Here is a 228-nt window from a genome sequence, read left to right on the forward strand (position 1 = left end):
GAGGCATTGAGCTAACCTGTACTAATTGCCCGTGAGGCTTAACCATACAACACCCAAGGGGTTTTGTGGACTCAAAGAAATACCAAACGCTTGAATGAGTTTGAAGAGATACTTTTAAATCAGTTTTCCGAATTTTAAAATTTGCTTGGCGACCATAGCATTGTGGACCCACCTGATTCCATGCCGAACTCAGAAGTGAAACACAATAGCGCCGATGGTAGTGTGGGG

The 228-nt window shown here is 43.9% G+C and carries 1 other annotated feature.

What is annotated here, in order from left to right:
- Positions 1 to 144 precede the first annotated feature (144 nt).
- Positions 145 to 228, forward strand: a sequence feature (5S ribosomal RNA rRNA prediction is too short).

The organism is Vibrio sp. 10N.222.51.C5 (assembly GCF_041474575.1).
Taxonomy (GTDB): Bacteria; Pseudomonadota; Gammaproteobacteria; order Enterobacterales; family Vibrionaceae; genus Vibrio; species Vibrio crassostreae_C.